The sequence below is a fragment of the Streptomyces sp. IBSBF 3136 genome (assembly GCF_036815105.1).
GTDB lineage: Bacteria > Actinomycetota > Actinomycetes > Streptomycetales > Streptomycetaceae > Streptomyces.
In genome coordinates, this window is sequence record NZ_JAJSZC010000353.1 from 1 (window position 1) to 5,305 (window position 5,305).

Here is a 5,305-nt window from a genome sequence, read left to right on the forward strand (position 1 = left end):
AGGCCGCCGTGGCCGGGCCGGCGGGGGCCGATGGGGAGCAGCGGGCGGCCGTGGGTGTCGTTGATGACGGTGGCCGCCGAGGTGTACAAGGCGACCAGGCCCGTGGCGATGCCGAACCAGCCGCCCACCTCCGTCACGGTGTGCGGAGGCAGCCCGGTCTGGAAGGCGCCGATGGCCAGGAGGACGAAGGTGATCGTCAGCAGCACGAGCACGGCCAGGACGGCGAGGCTGACGCGCAGCGCGGCGACGGCCATGTAGGCGGTGAAGACGCCCCACCCGAGCAGAAACAGTCCCAGCGCGTTGTGGGCGCCGCCGACGACCTCGAGGCGCGGCGCGAGCCACCAGTAGGACAGCCAGAAGGCGCCGTACGAGACGAAGGCCGTGGCGCCGAACGTGTTGCCGCGGCGGAACTCGAACAGCCCGGCGATGAACTGGGCCAAGCCGCCGTAGAACAGGGCGAGCGCCAGCACCGGGATGATCGCGGCGGCCTCCTTGAGCAGGTTCGTGTTGATGAAGGAGAGCAGCAGGGTGGTCAGGGCGAAACCCGCCAGGCCCAGCGGAGCGGGATCACCCGAGACCGTCGGGTGCGGCGCCCCTGGGTGTGGCTGCTCCGAGGGCAAACTCGTCGTCTCCTCGTTCATGACCCGCATCCCTTCGGCGAGAGGAGGGCGGGACCAGCCGACCGACGCATGCCGCACACGGCCTGACTGGCCGAAGTCCCGGGCAGCCGCGCTGTGCGGGACTTCTCCTGCGCTTATGTAGATTTGTACCCATTTGCCCCAGTGGTAGGCCTCGCGCCGAGCGGGGCGTCAGAGCACGCCGCCCGCCTCGTCCTGGAACAGCTCCGTCCAGTAGTGCCAGTCGGTGGCCGGGGCCACGGCGGTGGGGTCGACCGAGGTCAGGGTCTGGATCATGGCCGCGGCGAGCTGGTCGTAGGCGTCGGTCGTGAGTTCGCGGGACAGGTGTTCGTCGATGGTGCGCTCGTGGTGCAGGAGCCAGAGCGTGAAGGCCAGCGTGGAGACGTCGGTGTTCAGCGGGTGGAGCGTCGCCTCCGGCGCGCAGTAGGTGAGGACCGCGCCCGTTCTGCCGTCGACCACCAGGCTGTTGTCCTCGACCAGGTGGCCGAGGCGGATCAGGTGGTCGGAGTGGGCGGGCAGGCCGTCCGTGGAGGGCTCGGAGCAGTCGGCGGCCGACTCGGCGGCGGAGAACTCGGTGAGGGTGCGCAGCGGGCCGTCGGTCTCGGCGTGGAAGAGGACCGCCTCCTCCGGCAGCCCCGTCTCGCGCAGGAAGCGGCGGGTCGGCTCGTGGGTGAGGGTGGCGGGGAGGTCGACCTCCTCGTGGCGCGTCACCCGGCCGTGGCCGAACTCCTGGTCGAGGAGGCGGGCCGGGACGTCCAGCGTGAGGCCGGAGCCGGTGCCGGGGCCGGCGATGAGAGCGAGCGGGCGGATCAGGGCCGCCGCCTTCCAGTAGGCCGGGACCCGGCCGTCCGTGCCCTCGGCGAAGAGGGCGAGGAGGCGGCGCGAGGCCTCCGTGACGGTCCTGGGGCCGTACTGGCCGGCCAGGGAGGCGAAGCGGCCGCGCAGACCGGCCAGTTCCTCCGTGACCGCGGCGAAGCGCAGCAGCGTGGCCAGCGAGGGGGCGAACGGGCGGGTCTCGGCCGGCTCGAAGAGGTAGGCCGTGGTGAGCTCGCCCGTGCGGCCGTCGAGCAGGATCGACTCGCGTTCCATACCCGCGGGGTTGAGGAGTTCGCCTATCACCAGGCGGCCGCGCAGCTCCTCCGCCAGGCGGAACGGGCCGTCCGTGGCGTCGCCGAGGGTCCGCAGGCCGTGTGTGCGCAGCGGGGAGAAGGTCAGCAGGTCGGTCCGGGCCGGCACGCCGGGCCCGGCGAGCAGGCCGCGCGTCGGCGGGTGCGTGACGTACCGGTCCAGCTCCGCCTCGGTCAGCGTGATCGCCGGGACCCCGGCGTCGGTCGTGCTCATCGCTCCCCCGCGATCTTCCCCGTGCGTGACTGTGTGCGGACGTCGTCGAATGGCGTCCGCGGGCAGGTGCCCGTCACTGCTCCGCACAGTACGCCGCACCACTGACAACGCCCCTCGGGGGAAAGGACGCAGGGAGGCCCGGGCCCGTTGCGTGCCGGCGCACACCGGGACCACCCTCGGGTGGAGCGGGACGCGCGTCAGGTGAAGTACACGCCGCCCAGGACGACGGCCAGCGCGGCCATCGCGAACAGCAGGATCCACAGGGCGAGCTTGCCCACGCCCGGCGCCGCCTCGTATCGGGGTTCCTCGCGCGGCACTTCGCGCTCCTCCTCGGACCGCTGCGTCACTGGCCCGTCACCACCGCGGCCTGGGGGCGGATCGGCAGCCGGTTGACCGGGCGCCCGGTCGCCGCGCGGACCGCCGAGGCGATGGCCGCGGGGGACGTCACCACCGGGACCGCGCTGACCGACTTCGCGCCGAAGGGCGCGACCACGTCCCGCTCCTCGACCAGCTTCACGATCCGGATGTCCGGCGCGTCCAGCGCGGTCGGCAGGGCGTAACCCGTGAGGTCGGGATGGCGGATCAGGCCGCGGGGCGTGCGCAGGTTCTCGGTGAGGGCGATGCCCACGCCCTGGGTGACGCCGGCCTCGATGCGCGAGGCCAGTTGCGCCGGGTTCAGCACCCGGCCCACGTCCTGGGCGACGGCCAGCTCCACCACCCGGACCGAGCCGAGTTCGATGTCGACGTCCACCACCGCGCGGATCGCGCAGAAGGCGAGGCCGACGAACGCGTCGCCCTGCCCCTCGGCGTCCAGCGGCTCGGTGGGGTGCGGGCGGCACTGGGCCGTGGCCCACAGCTCCTTGCCGTCCAGCGCCTCGGTGACGGTGGTCGACAGGACACCGTCGTACGAGGTGATCTTGCCGTCCGTGATCTGCAGCAACTCCGTCGACATGCCGAACTTGTGCGCGAGCGGCTGGAGCAGTTGCGTGCGGACCATCTTGGCCGCGCGTTCCACCGCGCCGCCGGAGACCCAGGTGTGCCGGCCGCGGCAACCCGCACCGGCCGGGGGCTGGTCGGTGTCGACGGGGGCGACGTGGACCTCGTCGATGCCCAGCGTGTCCTGGACGATCTGGCGGGCGAGGGTGGTGAAGCCCTGGCCCGTCTCCACGGCCGCGCACAGCACCGTCGCGACGCCGTCGTGGACCTTGACGGTCGCCGTGGACACCTCGTCCGCGCCCTCGGCGCCGAGCATGTGCACCATGCCGACGCCGTAGCCGACGCCCCGGCGCACCGCGCCCGGCTCGCCGGCGCCCTCGGGGCCGCCGGGCAGCAGCCACTCGTCCTCGGGGGTGTCCTTCGGCAGCGCCGGGAGCGGGAAGTCGCGTACCGCCTGCAGGAGTTCGGCCACCGGGGCCGGGCAGGTCACCGTCTGGCCGATGGGCAGGACGTCCCCGGTCGCGAGGGCGTTGCGCAGGCGCAGTTCGGCCGGGTCCTCGCCCAGTTTCTTCGCGAGCTTGTCCATCTGCGCCTCGTAGGCGGCGCAGACCTGCATGGCGCCCTCGCCGCGCACGTGGCCCGACGGCGGGTTGTTGGTGCGTACGGCCCAGCCCTCGATGAAGGCGTTGGGGACGACGTAGGGGCCGCAGGCGAAGGAGACGGCGGCGGCTAGGGCCTCGGCGGAGGTGTCGGCGTAGGCGCCCGCGTCGAGCAGGATCTGCGCCTCGACCTTCACCAGTCTGCCCTCGGCGTCGGCGTGGTGGCGGTAGCGCAGCAGGGTCGGGTGGCGGTGGGCGTGGCCGAGGAAGGACTCCTCGCGGGTGGCCGTGAACTTGACCGGGCAGCCGGTCCGCAGGGCGAGCAGTCCGAGCGGGAGTTGGAAGCCCTGGTCCTCGCGGTCGGCGGTGGCGCCCGGCACCCCGGTGACGACGATCTTCACCTGTTCCGGCGACAGGCCGTAGCAGGCGGCGGCCGTGTTGCGGTCGGCGTGCGGGTCGGTGGAGGCGAGGTACAGCTCGACCCCGCCGTCGGGGCGCGGCACCGCGAGGCCGGCCTCGGCGCCGATGGGGGCCGGGTCCTGGCGGCCGATGCGGTACAGGCCCTCGACGACGACCTCGCCGAGCGCGTCCGGGTCGCCGTGGCGCAGCGGGATGTGCCGGATCAGGTTGCCGTCGGGGTGCAGGGGTTCGGCCTCGAAGGCCTGCTCCGGGTCGATGACCGGGTCGAGCACCTCGTACTCGACGATGACGGCGGCTGCGGCCATCCGCGCGGTGTCGGGGTGGTCGGCGGCGACGGCGGCGATGGGCTCGCCGTGGTGGCGCACGACCTCGGAGGCGAACACGGGGCGGTCCGGTGTGCCCCGGCCGTGGACGGGGGTGCCGGGCACGTCCTCGTGGGTGACGACGGCCCGTACGCCGGGCATCTCGCGCGCGTGGGTGGTGTCGATGGAGACGATGCGCGCGTGCGCGTGCGGGGAGCGCAGGACGGCCGCCCACAGCAGGCCCTCGGCCCACAGGTCGGCCGCGTACGGGAAGGTGCCCTCGGTCTTGGCCCGGGCGTCGGCGTGCGGCAGCGAGGCGCCGAGGCCGTGGGGCAGCGGTTCGGCGGCGGGGACCGACTCCGCCGCGGTGGTCGCGGTGGCCGCTTCGTTGCTCACCCCTGGCCTCCGTCCTGGCCGTAGTGCTGGTCGTGCCCTCCCGGTGTACCGAATGTGCCGGGACTGTCGAAGACCCCCGGCGCGTCGAACGCCGACGGATTGACGCCGCCGGAGCCCGGCCCCGCCTGGTGCGGGATACGCGCCTCGTCGACGTCCGTCCCGGCGTCGGTGGCGCTGTGCGCCTCGCGCCCGGCGACGACCTCCTGGACGGCGTCCAGGACGCCCCGGTAGCCGGAGCAGCGGCAGAGGTTGCCGCACAGGGCCTGCCGGGTCTCCAGCTCCGTCGGGGCGGGGTTGCCCTCCAGCAGGTCGTGCAGGGTCATCGCCATGCCGGGGACGCAGAAGCCGCACTGCACGGCGCCGCACCGGGCGAGTGCCCGCTGCACGTCGGAGGGCTGCCCGTCGGTGGCCAGGCCCTCGACGGTGCGGACCTCGCTGCCGGCCGCGGTCACCGCGGGGACCAGGCAGGAGGCCACCAGGCGCCCGTCCACCTGCACGTTGCAGGCTCCGCACTCGCCCTGCGAGCAGCCGTCCTTGGCGCCGGCGAGGCCGAGCCGCTCCCGCAGGACGTACAGCAGGGACTCGCCGATCCAGGCGTCGGTGACGGGGCGGTCGGCTCCGTTGACGCGCAGGACGAAGGAGGCGAGGGGGTGGTCGTCGTGGGGTGCGGGGG

Annotated in this window: 5 protein-coding genes; all 5 read right to left on the minus strand. The window is 73.9% G+C overall.

The features are described 5' to 3' along the window. A partial coding sequence (locus V7E45_RS38485) for an acetate uptake transporter (RefSeq protein WP_333778928.1) occupies nucleotides 1-641 on the minus strand: 641 nt, incomplete at its 3' end. Between the two features lie 168 nt (nucleotides 642-809). Continuing rightward, entirely contained in the window at nucleotides 810-1,979 is a 1,170-nt protein-coding gene (locus tag V7E45_RS38490; RefSeq protein ID WP_333778929.1) for an SUKH-4 family immunity protein, read from the minus strand. A gap of 197 nt (nucleotides 1,980-2,176) precedes the next feature. Continuing rightward, nucleotides 2,177-2,326: a hypothetical protein gene (locus tag V7E45_RS38495; protein ID WP_333778930.1), complete on the minus strand. Its 150-nt coding sequence runs from the start codon at nucleotides 2,324-2,326 to the stop codon at nucleotides 2,177-2,179. After that, entirely contained in the window at nucleotides 2,323-4,632 is a 2,310-nt protein-coding gene (locus tag V7E45_RS38500) for a xanthine dehydrogenase family protein molybdopterin-binding subunit (protein ID WP_333778931.1), read from the minus strand. Before V7E45_RS38500 ends, V7E45_RS38495 begins: the two co-directional genes overlap by 4 nt. Beyond that, the coding region (locus V7E45_RS38505) for a (2Fe-2S)-binding protein (protein ID WP_333778932.1) at nucleotides 4,629-5,305 on the minus strand (677 nt) is incomplete at its 5' end. The genes V7E45_RS38500 and V7E45_RS38505, both read right to left, overlap by 4 nt.

Excerpts from the sequence above, each read along its gene's own strand:
- V7E45_RS38490 (WP_333778929.1), bottom strand. The coding sequence starts at position 1,979 with ATGAGCACGACCGACGCCGGGGTCCCGGCGATCACGCTGACCGAGGCG.